Source organism: Agarivorans sp. OAG1 (genome assembly GCF_037076485.1).
In the GTDB taxonomy this organism is placed as follows: Bacteria; Pseudomonadota; Gammaproteobacteria; order Enterobacterales; family Celerinatantimonadaceae; genus Agarivorans; species Agarivorans albus.
This window is the reverse complement of the sequence record NZ_AP028990.1, coordinates 1726631-1740722: the sequence shown is the minus strand read 5'-3', so window position 1 is coordinate 1740722 and position 14092 is coordinate 1726631. Positions and strand designations below refer to the sequence as shown.

The following is a 14092-nucleotide window of genomic DNA, read 5'->3' as shown; positions in this document are numbered from 1 at the left end:
CCCTGTATACTATCGCTTAATCTAACTTAATTGTCGTTTTTTTGACACCAAGAGGCTTAACATCGACTTGTTAAGCATAGACAAAAAAGCCAATTGTTACTTTGCTTTATCGGTATCATATCGGAAATGTTGATAAAAATTGCTGCTTCACTCGTATTATTTTGTTTTAGTCTTACTGCTCACACTAGTGAGCTGCACTCGCAGCTTGAAAAAGCAGCAGTAGATTTTGTTTATTCGCAGATAACTCACGACAATAGTCAAAAAATTGAGCTAACCGCTAATCAATTAGATGAGCGAATCGCGATCCCCGACTGTTCAACGCCTTATCGTTACAGTTTAGCCAATGGTGAAGTTCGGAGAAACACCAGTGTATTAGTTACTTGTGATGAACACGCAAACTGGCGCCTCTATATCCCAGTACGCAAACAAGTATTGCTTGCCGTGGTAGTAGCAGCCTCCCCCATTCAGGAAGGGGCCGCCTTAACTAACGCGCAACTTACCACTAATTTTTTACCCGAGAATCGCTTACGCGGCAGTTACTTCACAGAGCTAGGGCTCTTAGTTGGTGCTAAACTTAGGCGAGCAATGCGTAAAGACCAAATTATAACTGGGCGCGATATTTGCATAGTTTGCAAAGGTGATGCTGTTACCATCTCCGCCAATGCAGGTGGGCTGAATGTAACGACCCAAGGTACCGCTTTGTCTAGTGGCACTATCGGTGATACCATTCGGGTTAGAAATAATCAGTCTCAGCGTCTGGTCACCGGCCGAGTAAAAGCGATTGGAATAGTTGAGGTAAAACTTTAATTTTTTTCTAAAGTTTTACCAAAGCAAGCCGATAGCTTTATTGAATACGAAAAATTGATTAACTGTGGGGCGCCATTATGGCTTTAAATATTAACAACTTAGGTGGAAACCGTCCTAGTCAACTAGACTCAAATCGAGTTGCTGACAAAGGCACAAAAGAAAGCGCTGAACAACGTTCAACCGCTGGTTCTGCTGCAGCCCAGGATTCAGTTATGCTTACAAACGAAGCACAACAACTAAACCGTATTCAGCAGAATTTGCTCAGTGATTCAGATAGCAGAAGCTCGAAGCTCGAATCAATCAAGCAAGCGGTGGCCGATGGTACTTATCAAGTAGATGCCAATAAAGTTGCACAGAAAATGGGTGACTTTGAGAGTGAGTTTAATAAAGCGCTTGGATAATTAGCCTATGATCGCCCCACTACTGAATACTCAAGAGCAGCAACTCACCTTGCTGCTTTCTCTTTTGGAGCAAGAAAAAATTGCTCTTGAACAAGATGATACTATTGCTCTTTATGCTGTTGCTGAGCAAAAAGAACAAGCATTGGCGCTAATAGCGAGTGCCGATGAAGAGATCGCAGCGTCACCCAATATAGAACAGCTGAATTCAGACCCTCAATTTGTTCAACAAGTAGATACCATCAAAGGTTTGCTTGCCCAATGCCAGGAACGCAATCAGCTAAATGGCGAAATAATTAAAGCCAGCAATGAAAAAGTCAAACAGCTAAGTGCCGTAATTGACCAACTGCAAAACCAAAATGCGTCTACCTATGACAAACTAGGTAAAAAGCACAGTTCACAACGAATGGGTAAAGGCTTTAAAGCTTAAGTTCCTCCTCGTTTCCAAAAACCTCTATAACCCAAGTTAATTGGGCATTTAGTGGTTACCTAAATATAATTGAATTTGCACTTCTGAATGCTCTACTGTTGTTATTTGGAAAAGTGCTGCTTGTAGTAGTTACATATTCAAAAACAACAAAACCCCAGCCAAGGCTAGGGTTTTGCGTATAACAGTAATAGACGAAATTAACTAACCACGCTCACCCATCGGCATCTTAATTTTACTGGCCTGCTTACGCGACTCGATAATCATTACCCCGTCTCGCTTAACTGGTGCAGGTACTTTGCTTTGATACACTTCATTGGGAATAAGCTCTTGAGCAGAAGCAACCACTACTTTTGATTGAGCGCCAACGATCCGAGCGTTCACCAAAATACCTTTATTTGATTTGCTAAAAGTACCTACGAGCAAGTATTCAATGGGTAAACGCTTAGATAACTCTTTTACGTTGCGGCTATATACAAAGTCCCCTTCTGGGGTAATGCGAATAAAACCAGTGGTTTTATAATCAATCACCGAAAAGCCACTTTGTTGCATCTCGTAAACAAAGCTTTCAGCTAACTGCATACCAAATAAATCAGTGGTGCGAAGGTTATCTAAAGGAACAAACGAAGCCACCCCGATTGGTGTATCAGCATTCACATAGTGAGAGCTTGAGACTAAGCGTTGCGACATCAGGTTTACATAATCGGTAAGTGAGTGCTGAACATCAGGGTCACTCATATCTGGGCTGGCGGGGTTAAGCGAACGGCTTTGCATTCCACTTAAAAACAACTGGCCGTTCTCATCTACAACACCTTCCATGTAGTGAGCATTGTGAGTATGTGCGGCGTGATGCTTTGAGCCATCGTACACTACAACTTTTTGCATTGATGGGGAACTAGAGCACCCCACCAGCATTGAAGTAGCCAAGGCTACTAAAGATATACCTTTCATGTCGATTCCTTAATCGTCTATTACGCTTTAAGTATCGGCCAGAAAGGTAAAATCTTTACTAAAAATGAACGGTTTTTTGACTCTCAAGATGACGAGTTGGCGCCATAGACATAGTAACGCGGTACACTTCTCGGAAATCAAGTTGCAACTCAGTGACATATACATCGTCAACTGCGTAGGCATTAATCACCTTAGCACCACGAATTACCCCGGCAACCGAGGCGGCTAAACGCTCGTTACCAAGCACCATATCGCTGACTGTTGCGGTGCTATCGATATGTTGGCCATACACTTGCTCAGAAAGCTCTCTATAAGCATCTAACTTAGAGGCTTTCATTGCGCGTAATTGTTTAGCGCTCATGTCTGCGCCACGTTGCTGACTAATAGGCGCATAGCCAACAGCATTAACCACGGTAAAGTCACCCGGAGGCTCATAAGTCCATTCAACTTGTTTAACTTGGGTTGTTGGCGTACAAGCTAGCAACAACAAAACCGCCAAACTAATAAACCACGCTCTAAAGTACAGATTGTTCATGACGCTGCAAGCTCCCATTTACACTAGTCACACGCGGTGAAGTTGCCCCCGCCATATTGGGGATAAATTGATAAGCAGCCGACACAACCGCTTGGCTAGATAGCTCCACTAAACGAAGATTCACATGCCTACCCGAAGTGGTTCGCTGAAAACTGCCAACCACCACGTAGGTAATTTCCATTTCAGTTCTCAGTAAATCTGCATCTCGCGATAAAGAAAATTCGCCGAAACCTGGGTCCATTTGCAAACGTCCAGTAAGGCGTGGCTCTACCATATTTACGCCTTCACGCGATAAAGCGGCAAACATTGCCTCTGCCACTTGCCGCCCAAATCCATCGCTCGATTGCAAGTTGTCTAAATCCACCACCGTGCTTATGGCCACAGAGTCAGTTTCAGTTAAATCCACGTCATCAGTTAGCTGTTGAGACAGGTTGTCGACATGCACATACAAAGCGGCATCTTGCTGCTCTCGCGGCTCCACATAAGGATAATTAGAAACATGATGTAAACTGGTATTGCATCCTTGTAGCGTTACCAGCAAAATAAATAGTGTCGTATATCGCATATCAATCTCCTCCGACTTCCCTGTTCCAAGCAATAACCGTTCCAGTCAAAAAAATAGCGTTTTATTTTGGGTATAGTTATTGCTTACTCCGAAACATAGGAGGGCCTTATGAAACAGATAATTCTTTTAGTTGGGATGCTAATTAGCATGTCGACACAGGCAATATGGTACGAGGCTAAGGGCCAAGCCACCATCGTAAACAACGACTTTGAACAAGCCAAAAGCTTAGCCACCCAAGATGCGGTTAAGCAGCTTCTGTTGTATTCGGGGGCGTCTGTTACCAGCATCAGCAAAGTCTCTGGCGGGCAACTCACGCTTGATCAAATTGAAGTGGTCTCTAAAGGCTCCTTGCATAACCTAACCGTATTAGACGAAGGTAATCACGGCCAGCAGTACTATATAATTTTACAAGCCGACGTATTCCCGGCTACCAGCCAATGCAAAGCAAGCGGCTATAGCAAAAACATGTTGCTACTCCCTCCCTTCTTAAAGCAGCAACATCAAGCGCGTGTGGGCCAACTACAAGAGCTATCACCAGCAGTTGAGCAACGCACCTACGACATCGCTCGGCAGGTGGGTAATCAGTTCAACGTAAAGCCCCCACCAAAGTTACCTTTAAACTATTACAAGCCAGGAGAACATAACTACAAGGGCATTAAAGATGTTGCCGATCGTTATGGCGCACAATATTTGCTTGGCTTAGAAATCGAGAACATTTCGCTAGACCAAGTGCACAAACCTAAATTTATTAACCTTAGTTATCCGCAACGTTACTTTGTGGTGAATGTCAGGGTATACAACGCCATTGATTTAGAAGAAATATACTACAAGCGCTTTTCGGTAAACGCGCCATGGGAGTTTGACGCCAGAGAAGTGATATCCCCCCACTCTGCCGAGTTTTGGTTATCGGCCTATGGAGAAACGGTAAACGCGACCTTGCAACAAGTGGTTACCGAAGTAGATGCTCTACTGGCTTGCCAACCCTTACAAGGCAGCGTGGTAAAAGTACTTGGGCCAGACCGCTGGCAAATAAACCTAGGGAAAGCAAATCAGCTTAACCGCGGCATGTTGTTAAACTTAATTCATCAAAACTATCACTGGGGAAACTGGGACATTCCACGCCAAGAGCAAATAATGGCTGACAGCATGGTAAGAATTGAGCAAGTGTATCAAGAGAGTGCCATCGTGGTAGCGGTTGACCCAAGCATGACGGCAAATATTCAACTTGGTGACTTAGTAAGCAAACAGTAAGGCTTTGCTTTTCATAAAGTTAAAGCTGAGTATAATGTACCCGCACACTAAACGAGGTGTGCGCCTTACTTTAGTGTCCCCTTAGTTCAGCTGGATAGAACAAGGACCTCCTAAGTCTTAGACACAGGTTCGAATCCTGTAGGGGACGCCAGTATCTGCCGCGAATCAGCGCGTCGGACGGTATCGAAAATCGTAGTGGTTCGAATCGTGCTCTAGCTAGGAACCGCAAACGCGAATGCCGCTTTTAGATAGGTAATCTTTTTGTTGAGCGCCCCCAGCGACTTTGCAGATTCGGATTCGCTCAATGCCTTCACAGCGTCGTCTACGGTTGCGTCCTTGGTTTTGGCTTCAAACTTATCCGCCCCCAATCCAAGAAGTTCATCTCACATGGAGCGAGCGGCCTTGCGCGCAGCTTCGAGCGACACAGTACCGAACTTGCCGATAGTTTCCGACTTGTAGTAAGGCTTTAACCGCGACGGTGTTTGCTTGTGCTTGCCAGTGTTGTACTTAAATATGAATGATTTGGTGTCTGCTGGCGTGATACGAACAAATAAACCCTTAACTGAACCGCGCCCGTTGTCGGCTAGCATATACGGCGATTTCTTAGGTTCTAATTTTGCAATATCTGATTCAGTCATTATTACTAGCTCCTCTCGATCAAAAAAGGCAGCTAATTGCTGCCTCTCGGTCGGTGGTGTCGACGTCGACACATATGTAGCTGTGCGTTAGCAACTCTCGCACAGTGCGTTATATGCTAGGCATATGCTTTTCATTAATATCTTCGTTTGAGTCGCATTGATTTCGAAATATTTGGCGCTAAACTCATTTTCCAGAGCAACCCAAGGACACGTATATGTTGTGCCGCTAATTTGGGTCATTTGATATAGCTCATTAGCTGCCTCACCATCCCCATCGCCGTCATTCAGTATCAACAACGTAATTTTGCTCTTGGCTTTGTCCTTGTTTCCGTAGACAATTTCGTCATAAATTGCTTTGCTTGTGCTAGTTTCCATCGATTGAGCTCTTGGTGTTGTTATGCGTCTGGGTTGCAAAGGAAGCACACACCGCCCTTGTAACCGCGATATTCAGGTACGAAGTTTGTTCCGCCGCAGCGTTTGCAATTTTTATTAACATGGAAAGGTACGAATGCTTTCGGCTTATTCGCATCACGCCTTGCAATAGCGTCTTGAATCATTTTTTGGGTTGGGTCCATGCTATGCTCCAGTTGATTTCATCGATTAAGCTTCTTTGGCTTTACGTTTAATTACCGCCTGCGTGATAAATGCTGTTACCACTACCGCTAACGCTGCTGCACCTAACTGATGCTTGGTGAATAGCCACGGAGCTGCAAATACGGCGATCAATCCTAAGGCTTTGATTAGTTTATTTTTCATTATGCAGCCCCTGTGATGCTTTTGAATTTACGGTCAACTTCGATTAATTCAGCGCGAGGAAATCTCTCTAGCGTGGCTTTGTTGCCTAGGAGCAATTCGTGGAATACGATTGAATAAGGCTCGATACCGTCTTCGTCTGCAATCTTCTTGGCGTATTGCAGAACCCAGAGAGTAGAATAGCTACCAGCAAGTGCATCAGACGCGCCTTTAGTAGCCGCATGTAGCTGTTGCCACATTTTATCGGTCACAGTATTAAGTGTCATTTTACGACTATTAGCGTTTTCAAAACCAAGAATAATCATGTTCGCTTCGGTGAATGCTTTTAGCTGGTCGATATTGCGCGTTTTGCCAAACAATTTCTTTAATAATTTCATGTTATGCCCCCATTTCGAAAATTGAATCGAGGTCATGTATGCGAAGGTTGGCTTCTATTTGAATCCAGGTAGGCTCGGATATTGCCTCCAGCGATTTCTCGTTAGTCCCCATCATCCGATCGAAGAATGAGTAGGCATCCCAGTTGCCCACATCACGAGCTATTTTCTTTTGGGTTGCGAGAGCCAGCTGTAGGCTTATTGCGCCTTTGCCCTCATTGATGTTAGAGGTTGCCAGATTCACGGCTCTTAGTGATTCATAGCTCAGCATTGCTACCCATCTTCGAGCTTCTTCGCGGCGCATCATTCCGAAGAACGTTGCGTGATTCACGATTGCTCTCTTGGTGATGAAGTTTCTATCAAACGTATTAGCTGCATAACCCAGAATTTTGTCTAACATGTGCTTTCTTCTCTTTTGGTTTTAGTTAAACTCCTTGTAATTCAATGGCCTAGCCCTGCCTACCTTTCTAGTAGACCACGCCTCATAGGGACGCCACAAGTATCATTGCATCACCGAGGGACGCCAGCATGATGTAATTGTCATACAATATTTTGACTTATTTTTGGTATCGCTTCCATCCAAAATTCGCATAACTAGCGCATAGCAGATATTCGATAATCGTATAACTGATATAGATCCCAGAACCCAAGGGAGAGAGAATGTGTGATGGGGTATTCCGATGTATTAAGAGAGTAGATGTCTGGTAATAGTTGGATGATGCTCAGGTCAAGCCGCACTACGTGTTCCACCTATCGGTCGGCGTAGTACGCTAGATAGGTCTCTAATGAGCTAGGCTAGAGCCAGTGTCGACGGCTTGGTATGGCGTCCTACGGTGCACTACGCCCCTAGCCGCTTAAGTCGACGCGGTGTCGACGGCCTATCTTCTCCATCCTGTAGGGGACGCCAGTATCTGCGTAACAAAGTATGCTCTAGCCCACGTTTATGTGCGTTGTACCTAGCTGTGACATAATTGATTTACAGCACACTTGGCTTTTTTCTATCGATATAGCTACGCAGCCTCCTTCGCACACTCACTTTCCGCAGCTTTGCGGGCTGCGATAGCCTCATCCTGTTTTTTAAAACACCCTAAATGCTTGCGTTTCCCTTCGACAATTATATGAGCCATCCATAGTGCATCTCGTTTGTGAAAACTTACACCCTTCATGTTCTTACCTCGTCAATCTACATTATGCGTGCCTTGAAAGTGAAACTAGCTCACTAAGTTGATTACAGTGCTTTATAAGCCATTAGTAACGAGCAAATACTTAGATAGCCACACACTTGTTACCAATGCATTCAACTTATTTGACGCTAAAGCCACCCACAGAAAATGAGCTAAAGCTATTACCGTAGTTCCTTCACTGTTGGCTGCTAGTTACAATTTTCTTTTGGACACAAAAAAGCCGCCCTTGGGCGACTTCCTATCTAGCTATTTTCATCAGACTATCCTTCTGACAACACAGATATTACCACGCAGCCCTTTGCTCAACTATGTATAGTTCATATACGCTAGGTGAATCACATAATGCAATGATATCAACCACCTAGCCTGAGTCGTTACACCGAACCTCCTATCGACTCACCCGCTGATTATTACCTTGCCCACCTTTTCACTTCCAGGAAACAAAAAAGCCTCGAGCAAGTCGAGGCTTTTGCATGAACACTTAGAGGTTAAATAGCACCAGCCCCAGGCATTGCTTTACACACATATATGCTTTCTTTTAGCCCTGTTAATGCTTGGTATTTCTGCTCAACCGCTTGGCACACATCATCCACTAAAGCAGGTGGTATCAAGGCCACAATACAACCACCAAAACCACCACCGGTCATGCGAACGCCGCCTTCTGCGCCAATCACTTGCTTAACAATGTCTACAAGACCATCTACTTCCGGCACCGTAATTTCGAAATCGTCACGCATAGAGGCATGAGACTGCTCCATTAGCACACTCAGCTTCGCCATGTCGTTGGCTTTTAACGCTTCCGATGCAGCCAATGTGCGGGCATTTTCAGTAATTACGTGACGCGCACGTTTCGCCACAATAGGATCGAGGCTCGCAGAGTTCTCTGCAAACATTGTTTCACTAACATCACGTAAAGAACTTACCCCTAAACCATTAGCAGCAGCTTCACATTGCTCACGACGAGTATTGTATTCACTATCTACCAAGCCACGTTTTTTGTTGCTGTTAATAATAACAACCGCCATCTCTTCTGGCATGGCTACCGCTTTGGTTTCTAATGAACGACAATCAATAAGCAAGGCGTGGTTTGCTTCACCTTCGGCTGAAATAAGTTGGTCCATAATGCCGCAGTTACAACCAACAAAGTTGTTTTCAGCTTCTTGTCCAATTAAGGCAAGTTGCTGTTGCGACACATCCAGTTCATATAGCGTTTTAAACGTTTGGCCAATAACCACTTCTAACGCGGCCGAAGAACTTAAGCCTGCACCTTGTGGCACATTACCACTCACCGCAATATCAGCACCTGAAAAAGTGAAACCTTTGTTCAGCAATACTGAAATAACCCCACGAATGTAGTTAACCCACATTAGGTCTTGGTCAAATTCTAAAGGTTGGCTTATATCAAACTCGTTAACTTGATTACCGTAATCTACTGATACCACCCGCACAATACTGTCTGTACGTGGAGACGCAGCCACTACTGCTTGGTAATCAATAGCGCAAGGTAATACAAAACCATCGTTATAATCGGTATGTTCACCGATGAGGTTTACCCGCCCAGGTGCTTGTATCAGCTTTGCAGGTGTTTGCCCGGTCATTTCAGTAAAGGCACTAGCAACCTTATCAATGAGTTGTTGTTGGCGATCTGTCATTATCGGCTCCTTTACTGATCTTGTTCTTTGTAATGTACGTCACTTAGGTCACGAAGCTTTGCAGCCGCTTGTTCGGCGGTTAAGTCACGCTGGCTTTCTGCTAGCATTTCGTAGCCCACCATAAACTTGCGCACACTGGCGCTACGTAATAGCGGTGGGTAGAACAAGGCATGTAATTGCCAATGTTCTGTAGATGTGTCCCCTTCCTTAAAGAAAGGCGCATAATGCCAACCCATTGAGTAAGGGAATGAACACTTAAACAGATTGTCATAGCGACTAGTCAACTTTTTAATGGCAAGAGACAAGTCGTCACGTTGCTCATCAGACAGTTCGCTCATTCGGCGAATATGCGCTTTAGGCAGTAGCATCGTTTCAAACGGCCATGCAGCCCAATAAGGTACTACAGCCAACCAATGCTCGGTTTCAACAACCGTTCGTACACCATCAGCTTGTTCTTTTGCTGCATAGTCAACTAAAAGGTTGCTGCCGTGTTGCTGGTAATACTCTCGTAAATGCTTGTCTTTACGCTCAATCTCATTCGGTAAAAAGCTGTTGGCCCAAATTTGGCCATGAGGATGAGGCTGAGAACAGCCCATGGTTTCACCTTTGTTCTCAAAAGCCTGAACCCATAGGTAGTCTTTACCAAGCTCTTCGATTTGCTCATTCCAAGTGTCGATAACACCTCGAATAGCGGGTACCGAAAGCTCGGGTAAGGTTTTGCTATGGTCGGGAGAAAAACAAATCACTCTACTTAAACCACGAGCTTCCATACTGGTAAACAAGGGATCGGCTGACTTAGGCACGTCGGGAGAATCCGTCATCAATGCCGCGAAGTCATTTCCAAATACGTAAGTCCCCTTATAATCTGGGTTAACATCACCAGAAATTCGGGTATTACCTGCACACAAAAAACAGCCTTCGTCATAGCTAGGAAGCTCAGCTGTAGACGGGGTTTCATCTTGGCCACTCCACGGGCGCTTAGCACGATGCGGAGAAACTAAGATCCACTGTCCCGTTAACGGGTTGTACCGACGGTGCGGATGCTCTGTTGGGTCGAATTGAGTGTCTAACATGAGATTTTCTTACTCCATAAAAAGCACCCACAAAAGTGCTTTCTGTTTTCTTAACTTTTACTGGTCGTAACCTTTAGGATTATTTGACTGCCAATTCCAAGTATCAGCGGTCATGTCATCAATGCTGCGAGTGGCTTTCCAGCCTAAAACTTTTTCCGCTTTATCGGTGGCGGCCCAGCATTCAGCAATGTCGCCATTACGGCGCGGGCAAATTTGGTAAGCGATATCTTTACCGCAAGCTGCGCTAAATGCTTTTACCATTTCAAGCACAGAGCTGCCTTTACCAGTTCCGAGGTTGAAGATATGTAAACCGGCTTGCTCACCAATTTTGGTTAAGGCTGCAACGTGACCATCAGCTAAATCCATAACGTGAATGTAGTCGCGAACGCCAGTGCCATCGGGGGTTGGATAATCATCACCAAATACTGACAAACTCTCTCGGCGACCGACCGCAACTTGCGCAATAAACGGCATTAAGTTATTTGGAATACCTTGAGGGTCTTCACCCATTAAGCCACTAGGATGAGCGCCAACAGGGTTAAAGTAACGCAGTAAGGTAACGCTTAAATCTGGCGCTGCGAGTTGAATATCGCGGAAGCACTCTTCCACCATAAACTTGCTTCGGCCATAAGGGTTAGTCACATCACCGGTTGGAGTATCTTCGTTGATTGGCATAACACTTGGCTCGCCGTACACCGTAGCCGAAGAGCTAAATACAATGCTTTTTACGCCAGCTTTACGCATCACATCAATTAGTACTAACGAACCAGTTACGTTATTGTCGTAGTACTCATAGGGCTTCTCAACTGACTCACCCACTGCTTTTAAGCCAGCAAAATGAATGACAGAGTCAATATTATGTTCGCTAAAGATCTTTTCTAGTACCGTGCGGTCTCGCACATCACCTTGGTAGAAAGCAGGTTGTTGTTTGGTTAAGGTTTCGATTCGCGCAAGTACTTCACGCTTACTGTTACATAGGTTATCTAGAATAATGGGGGTTAAACCAGCATTAATCAGTTGTACACAAGTATGACTGCCAATGTAGCCCATACCGCCTGTAACCAAGACCTTATTCATCACGTTCTCCAAAATCTGTACAGCTTATGCTGCACCCAGTTCTACAAAAAACTGCTTAAACAGCTTCGAATAAGTATATTGAAGCACGAAAGGGTAAACGTTTCCACTTTTAAATATAAAGTAATTTAATTATTGGCAAATTTTGCGATTCAGCACAAAGTAAACAGCCTAGCATCGTCTTACAAGCACCAACAATCATAGCCTTGAGCAACCAATAGCCACTGCGGCAAAACAGCTTGCCAGCTCTGTCACTTAGCCACTTCAGCAATCTTTTAATATGTTTCTTTGTGGGTAATAGCTCTCACCAAGGGAAACTATTACCCTCAACCACTTATTGCAACACATTAAAGACAACGTTTACCTAACTATCAGGATAGCAGTAAATGACATAATTCGATTATGTTTCCTTTAGATATGAGCAGCACCTAGCTTTTGTATAAAACTTGGCCATATAGCCAATTTGTCATATTGATATGCGGTAATTACCCACAATTTCACTATAAAACCCAAATAATATTTCGGTTCTGTTTAGCTTACACTTGTTCGCTCAAATAAAACTACCTAGAATAGCCCCCCTAATTATGGCTATTCGCCCTCATCCTCATAAAGGTAATTACATGCAGCACATCGTTAACTTGCTTAGCCAACAAGCTGAGCAACAGTTAGATCAGGTTGCGCTAAAAATTTGGCGCAACCAAGCTTGGCAGTGTTTTACATGGAAGGATTTCTCGCAGCAATGGACGCAAGTAGCAAAAGGCTTAATTAAACTAGGTCATGAAGAACAGCAAGGCGTGGCAATTATGTCACCCAACATGCCTGAATGGACTATCACCGATTTAGGCATTTTAGCGGCGCGCGGTTGTGTAGTGCCCATTTACCCAACCAACACGCTAGAGCAAAGCCAATACATTTTAGAGGATGCGGGCTGCAAAATATTATTTGTGGGCCAGCAAGAGCAAATAGAGATAGGCTTAAAGCTGTTAGATGCAGGACAAATTGAAACACTTATTTGTTTTGAAGAAAGTCCGCTCACTCAACAAGAAAACGTATTGAGCTGGCAACAGCTACTTTGTTTAGGTGGAGCAGACGAAGCGCAAACGCTGTTATTGCGTCAACAAAATCAACAAATGAGTGACCTTGCAACACTTATATACACCTCTGGCACTACTGGTGAACCCAAAGGTGTAATGCTTGACCACGCTAACTTTGCAGCAGCTTTTGCCATGCATGACCAGCGCCTAGATGTTAGAGCTAGCGATGTATCACTAAGCTTTTTACCGCTAAGTCACGTATTTGAGCGAGCTTGGACTTATTACATCTTGTATCGTGGTGCGAGCAATATTTACCTAGAGGATCCAGCTCAAATTCAAGAAGCATTGCCACGTAGCCAAGCAACCCTAATGTGCAGTGTGCCGCGCCTCTATGAAAAAATCCATGCTGCCGTTTTGCAGAAAGTTGCCGCGGCCCCAAAAACTAAACAAGTGCTATTTAATTGGGCCTTAAGCGTGGCTCAACAGCGGTTGGCTGCAAAGCAAAGTAATCTAACACCTAGCCTGCTGCTAAAGGTACGCTATGCGCTTGCCAACAAACTTGTGCTTAAGAAACTTCGCGCAATATTTGGCCCAGCTAGGTTACTGCCCTGCTCGGGGGCTAAATTGGCAGACGACATTAACAGCTTTTTTCAAAGCCTTGATATCCCTATTAACTATGGCTATGGCATGACTGAGTCCACCGCTACGGTATCTTGTTACAGCCAAACTAAAAAGACCATCGGCAGCATTGGTCAGCCTTTAGAAGCGCTACAGGTAAAAATCTCTGAGCAAGGAGAGATTTTAATTAAAGGTGACACCGTAATGCGTGGTTACTTTAATAAACCACAAGCCACTGCCGACACCATTGCAGATGGTTGGCTACATACCGGCGATGCAGGAAAGCTAGATGCGGAAGGTAACCTAGTGTTAACCGAACGAATTAAAGAGCTAATGAAAACCTCTGGAGGGAAATACATTGCCCCTCAACGAGTAGAAGGCGCTTTGATCCGCGAACCTTTATTTGAGCAGGTTGCCATTATTGCCGATGCACGCCATTTTGTTTCAGCCTTGATTGTTCCAGCTTTTGAAGCCCTAGAGCTACACGCTAAACAACTAGGTATTAAATGGCAGCATCGAAACGAATTGCTTGAGAATGCAGAAATCAAAAACCTTATTCAAGCTAGACTGAAGCAAGTACAAACCAACCTGGCTAGGTTTGAGCAAGTAAAACAGTTTACCCTACTGCCACGCGAATTCTGTATGAAACAAGGTGAGCTAACACCCACTTTAAAACTGCGACGAGCAGTGATTGAGAGCCGCTTTGCTGAGCAAATAAGCGCAATGTACGCGGAGCCCAAAACAGCATAATGCTTCGA

At 44.5% G+C, this 14092-nt stretch carries 17 protein-coding genes and 1 tRNA gene; 6 read left to right on the top strand and 12 right to left on the bottom strand.

What is annotated here, in order from left to right; genetic code table 11:
• Positions 1-126 precede the first annotated feature (126 nt).
• The 3 genes from flgA to flgN all read left to right on the top strand — a co-directional run bounded on the left by flgA (position 127) and on the right by flgN (position 1635).
• Positions 127-807 (top strand): flagellar basal body P-ring formation chaperone FlgA, encoded by a 681-nt coding sequence (gene flgA, locus OAG1_RS08175; protein ID WP_338625604.1) that lies wholly within the window; start codon positions 127-129, stop codon positions 805-807.
• 77 nt (positions 808-884) lie between these two features.
• Positions 885-1208 carry a flagellar biosynthesis anti-sigma factor FlgM gene (gene flgM, locus OAG1_RS08170; RefSeq protein WP_016402483.1) on the top strand — a complete coding sequence of 108 codons (324 nt, stop codon included), beginning with the start codon at positions 885-887 and terminating at the stop codon, positions 1206-1208.
• Positions 1209-1215: 7 nt separating this feature from the next.
• Positions 1216-1635 carry a flagellar export chaperone FlgN gene (gene flgN / locus OAG1_RS08165; protein ID WP_338625601.1) on the top strand — a complete coding sequence of 140 codons (420 nt, stop codon included), beginning with the start codon at positions 1216-1218 and terminating at the stop codon, positions 1633-1635.
• A 201-nt stretch (positions 1636-1836) separates the two neighbouring features.
• Here the strand turns inward: flgN and OAG1_RS08160 are convergent, their stop codons facing one another.
• Genes OAG1_RS08160 through OAG1_RS08150 form a run of 3 tightly spaced genes read right to left on the bottom strand, consistent with a single transcriptional unit; the run spans position 1837 to position 3683 of the window.
• The gene (locus tag OAG1_RS08160) at positions 1837-2583 is read right to left on the bottom strand and encodes a FlgO family outer membrane protein (RefSeq protein ID WP_338625598.1); all 747 of its coding nucleotides are present in this window, start codon (positions 2581-2583) and stop codon (positions 1837-1839) included.
• 58 nt (positions 2584-2641) lie between these two features.
• Positions 2642-3118, bottom strand: coding sequence for an LPP20 family lipoprotein (locus OAG1_RS08155; RefSeq protein ID WP_338625596.1), 477 nt, complete (start codon positions 3116-3118; stop codon positions 2642-2644).
• Complete coding sequence (locus OAG1_RS08150; protein WP_152781209.1) at positions 3099-3683, bottom strand: FlgO family outer membrane protein; 585 nt, start codon at positions 3681-3683, stop codon at positions 3099-3101. Before OAG1_RS08150 ends, OAG1_RS08155 begins: the two co-directional genes overlap by 20 nt.
• Positions 3684-3791: 108 nt before the next feature.
• On the opposite strand from OAG1_RS08150, the gene OAG1_RS08145 reads away from it, so the two are divergent.
• Entirely contained in the window at positions 3792-4934 is a 1143-nt protein-coding gene (locus OAG1_RS08145) for a flagellar assembly protein T N-terminal domain-containing protein (protein WP_338625593.1), read from the top strand.
• Between the two features lie 75 nt (positions 4935-5009).
• A tRNA-Arg gene (locus OAG1_RS08140) sits at positions 5010-5085 on the top strand.
• Between the two features lie 232 nt (positions 5086-5317).
• Here OAG1_RS08140 and OAG1_RS08135 read toward each other — a convergent pair.
• From OAG1_RS08135 to galE, 9 genes are all read right to left on the bottom strand, one after another.
• Entirely contained in the window at positions 5318-5572 is a 255-nt protein-coding gene (locus tag OAG1_RS08135) for an Arm DNA-binding domain-containing protein (RefSeq protein WP_338625591.1), read from the bottom strand.
• Between the two features lie 87 nt (positions 5573-5659).
• A complete protein-coding gene (locus OAG1_RS08130; protein ID WP_338625589.1) occupies positions 5660-5947 on the bottom strand; it encodes a hypothetical protein in 288 nt (95 codons plus the stop codon).
• A 20-nt stretch (positions 5948-5967) separates the two neighbouring features.
• Positions 5968-6147: a hypothetical protein gene (locus tag OAG1_RS08125; protein ID WP_338625587.1), complete on the bottom strand. Its 180-nt coding sequence runs from the start codon at positions 6145-6147 to the stop codon at positions 5968-5970.
• A gap of 25 nt (positions 6148-6172) precedes the next feature.
• Complete coding sequence (locus OAG1_RS08120; protein WP_338625585.1) at positions 6173-6328, bottom strand: hypothetical protein; 156 nt, start codon at positions 6326-6328, stop codon at positions 6173-6175.
• Positions 6328-6702 (bottom strand): hypothetical protein, encoded by a 375-nt coding sequence (locus tag OAG1_RS08115; RefSeq protein WP_338625582.1) that lies wholly within the window; start codon positions 6700-6702, stop codon positions 6328-6330. The genes OAG1_RS08120 and OAG1_RS08115 overlap by 1 nt, the downstream gene beginning before the upstream one ends.
• A 1-nt stretch (position 6703) precedes the next feature.
• Positions 6704-7099, bottom strand: a complete 396-nt coding sequence (locus tag OAG1_RS08110) for a hypothetical protein (RefSeq protein WP_338625580.1) — start codon at positions 7097-7099, stop codon at positions 6704-6706.
• 1272 nt (positions 7100-8371) lie between these two features.
• A complete protein-coding gene (gene galK / locus OAG1_RS08105) occupies positions 8372-9535 on the bottom strand; it encodes a galactokinase (RefSeq protein ID WP_338625578.1) in 1164 nt (387 codons plus the stop codon).
• 11 nt (positions 9536-9546) lie between these two features.
• Complete coding sequence (locus tag OAG1_RS08100; protein WP_152781218.1) at positions 9547-10608, bottom strand: UDP-glucose--hexose-1-phosphate uridylyltransferase; 1062 nt, start codon at positions 10606-10608, stop codon at positions 9547-9549.
• A gap of 57 nt (positions 10609-10665) precedes the next feature.
• Positions 10666-11685, bottom strand: coding sequence for a UDP-glucose 4-epimerase GalE (galE, locus tag OAG1_RS08095; protein ID WP_338625574.1), 1020 nt, complete (start codon positions 11683-11685; stop codon positions 10666-10668).
• A gap of 617 nt (positions 11686-12302) precedes the next feature.
• On the opposite strand from galE, the gene OAG1_RS08090 reads away from it, so the two are divergent.
• Positions 12303-14084: a long-chain fatty acid--CoA ligase gene (locus tag OAG1_RS08090; RefSeq protein ID WP_338625572.1), complete on the top strand. Its 1782-nt coding sequence runs from the start codon at positions 12303-12305 to the stop codon at positions 14082-14084.
• The last annotated feature ends 8 nt before the right edge of the window (positions 14085-14092 follow it).

Coding starts and splice junctions, on each gene's coding strand:
- OAG1_RS08100 (WP_152781218.1), bottom strand. CDS start 10,608: ATGTTAGACACTCAATTCGACCCAACAGAGCATCCGCACCGTCGGTAC.
- OAG1_RS08135 (WP_338625591.1), bottom strand. CDS start 5,572: ATGACTGAATCAGATATTGCAAAATTAGAACCTAAGAAATCGCCGTAT.
- galK (WP_338625578.1), bottom strand. CDS start 9,535: ATGACAGATCGCCAACAACAACTCATTGATAAGGTTGCTAGTGCCTTT.
- OAG1_RS08120 (WP_338625585.1), bottom strand. CDS start 6,328: ATGAAAAATAAACTAATCAAAGCCTTAGGATTGATCGCCGTATTTGCA.
- OAG1_RS08115 (WP_338625582.1), bottom strand. CDS start 6,702: ATGAAATTATTAAAGAAATTGTTTGGCAAAACGCGCAATATCGACCAG.
- OAG1_RS08090 (WP_338625572.1), top strand. CDS start 12,303: ATGCAGCACATCGTTAACTTGCTTAGCCAACAAGCTGAGCAACAGTTA.
- OAG1_RS08125 (WP_338625587.1), bottom strand. CDS start 6,147: ATGGACCCAACCCAAAAAATGATTCAAGACGCTATTGCAAGGCGTGAT.
- OAG1_RS08130 (WP_338625589.1), bottom strand. CDS start 5,947: ATGGAAACTAGCACAAGCAAAGCAATTTATGACGAAATTGTCTACGGA.
- OAG1_RS08160 (WP_338625598.1), bottom strand. CDS start 2,583: ATGAAAGGTATATCTTTAGTAGCCTTGGCTACTTCAATGCTGGTGGGG.
- galE (WP_338625574.1), bottom strand. CDS start 11,685: ATGAATAAGGTCTTGGTTACAGGCGGTATGGGCTACATTGGCAGTCAT.
- flgN (WP_338625601.1), top strand. CDS start 1,216: ATGATCGCCCCACTACTGAATACTCAAGAGCAGCAACTCACCTTGCTG.
- OAG1_RS08150 (WP_152781209.1), bottom strand. CDS start 3,683: ATGCGATATACGACACTATTTATTTTGCTGGTAACGCTACAAGGATGC.
- OAG1_RS08110 (WP_338625580.1), bottom strand. CDS start 7,099: ATGTTAGACAAAATTCTGGGTTATGCAGCTAATACGTTTGATAGAAAC.
- flgA (WP_338625604.1), top strand. CDS start 127: ATGTTGATAAAAATTGCTGCTTCACTCGTATTATTTTGTTTTAGTCTT.
- flgM (WP_016402483.1), top strand. CDS start 885: ATGGCTTTAAATATTAACAACTTAGGTGGAAACCGTCCTAGTCAACTA.
- OAG1_RS08155 (WP_338625596.1), bottom strand. CDS start 3,118: ATGAACAATCTGTACTTTAGAGCGTGGTTTATTAGTTTGGCGGTTTTG.
- OAG1_RS08145 (WP_338625593.1), top strand. CDS start 3,792: ATGAAACAGATAATTCTTTTAGTTGGGATGCTAATTAGCATGTCGACA.